Raw genomic sequence first — 2,032 nt, forward strand, 5'->3', positions numbered from 1 at the left:
TGTTTAGTGCAAAATAAAAGTTAAGAGAATTGCAACCAAAATGTTAGAAGGTTGCACAAAAATAAAAGGCTTGCCAGCCCTCTCAAAATACCCTACCGTTATTGGTGTCGAATCAACTAATGGTGGGAGAGTGAAAGGATGCTAGCAATGCCTGAAATCAATCATATCAAAAAATTAAGGAATATAAAATCCCTATCAATCAATGAAATTTCAAAGCGAACTGGTTTTAGTTGGGTAACTGTTAAAAAGTACGCAGATGGCGATCAACTACCTACTGAAAAGATCATCGAGAAAAAAGGAATGATGTATGAAGAAGAATGGGGAGAAATTGTAATGGACTGGCTTGTCGAAGATTATGCGCTAAAAAAGAAAGCCAGAAGGAACAACAAAAATATCTTTGAAGGATTACAGAAATTAGGATTTCCTGGTTCTTATCGAACCGTTTGTGATTTCATTAAGAAAGAATGGAAAGAAAAAGTGTTAGACGAATCGGATGAAATGAAAGAGGAATATGAGAGATTGACCCATCCTCCTGCCGAAGCTCAAATTGACTTTGGCATTACCGAAGCAATTGAAGATGGGAAAGCAAAAGACATCCATGCATTAGTTATGAGTTTTCCATATAGTAACGCAGGGTTTGCAGTTCCTTTGCCTGCAGAAAATCAGGAGTGCTTTTTAGAAGGTCTTAAAATGCTTTTTAATCAAACGGGGTTTGTTCCAAGAAACCTTCGCCTGGATAACCTTTCGGCAGCAGTAGTAAAGGCACGGGGGCGTGGTCAGGAAACTGTTTTCAATGAAGAATTTCTACGTTTCGCGAACCATTATGGGTTTGAGGCGCAAGCCTGTAATGCGAGAAAAGGAAATGAAAAAGGACATGTGGAAAACAAAGTAGGATATGTTCGTTATAATTTCTTCACTCCTTCCCCTGTCATCAGAGATATAACGCACTTACGTGCTTTATTATTTGATCAATGTAAAAAAGATCATCAACGACTTCATTATAAGAAGGATATCGTTATTGCAGATTTGTTTGAAGAAGAAAAGAAATATGGGTTAGCTTTACCTGAGTCTGATTATCCGGTATTTAAACAGTCTATGGTAACCGCTAATAAATATGGTGAAGTAAGAATTGATGGAGTATTGGTCCATGTCCCTAAAAGTTATCATTACGGTAAGTTACATATGATTTTATATTGGGATCACTACAAGGTTGTCTCACATAACGGAGAGATACTTTCCACGGGTCCTAGACAGTATATGAATCAAACCAGGGAAATTCCGTGGCAATCCATCCTAAAAAACTGGAAACAGAAGCCGCGATCCATTGTATATTCTCGCTATTTCCCATACCTACCTGGCAGAATTGCTTATTACTTGAATATCGAATCAATGAAATTAAGAAAAGAGCGTGTAGAGTGGTTATTGAGCTTGATAGTAAATCATGATATGCAAGAAATAGATGAAAAATTCTATGAGTTACTACCAAATGAAAATCAATTTGATTCAAGTTCAGATGATTCTACGAACCATCCTTACGATGTGGATTGGAGTATTTATGATTCCCTCCAGCCTACTGTGAAGGCAGGTGTTTAACGTGTCTGATGTGATTAGGGAGAAATGTAAATTACTCCGTTTAGCATATGTTGCAGACCTGTATGAGAAGGTTCCTTTCGAGAATCCGGAACAATATTTGATGGATTTATTACAACAAGAAATAGAGTTAAGGGAAATCGCAAAAGGAGAACGTTTAATTAAAAAAGCGAAGTTTATGAATGAAAAGGAATTACAGGATTATCAATGGGGCGACCATATTCACTTCCCATCAAATCTCGACAGAGATGGCCTTGAATCCCTTTCCTTTATCAAGAGAAAAGAGAATGTAATTTTATCAGGGGCACCAGGAACAGGAAAGTCGCATCTAGCAACAGCATTAGGTCGAAAAGCTTGTAGAAACGGATATGAGGTCCGTTTCTACAGAGTAGCTGATTTAATAGAGTTGTTGGAAAAGTCGTGGGTGGAAGGTCGATATCAA

2 protein-coding genes are annotated in these 2,032 nt (G+C 37.6%); both read left to right on the forward strand.

Annotated features, from left to right (window positions below; genetic code table 11):
* The first annotated feature begins 138 nt into the window (after nucleotides 1-138).
* Nucleotides 139-1,593 (forward strand): IS21 family transposase, encoded by a 1,455-nt coding sequence (gene istA / locus KI363_RS21445; RefSeq protein WP_212967598.1) that lies wholly within the window; start codon nucleotides 139-141, stop codon nucleotides 1,591-1,593.
* A gap of 1 nt (nucleotide 1,594) precedes the next feature.
* Nucleotides 1,595-2,032 (forward strand): ATP-binding protein (locus KI363_RS21450; RefSeq protein ID WP_212967599.1); only part of this gene is annotated, 438 nt, incomplete at its 3' end.

The organism is Lederbergia ruris, assembly GCF_018332955.1.
Lineage (GTDB): Bacteria > Bacillota > Bacilli > Bacillales > Bacillaceae_C > Lederbergia > Lederbergia ruris.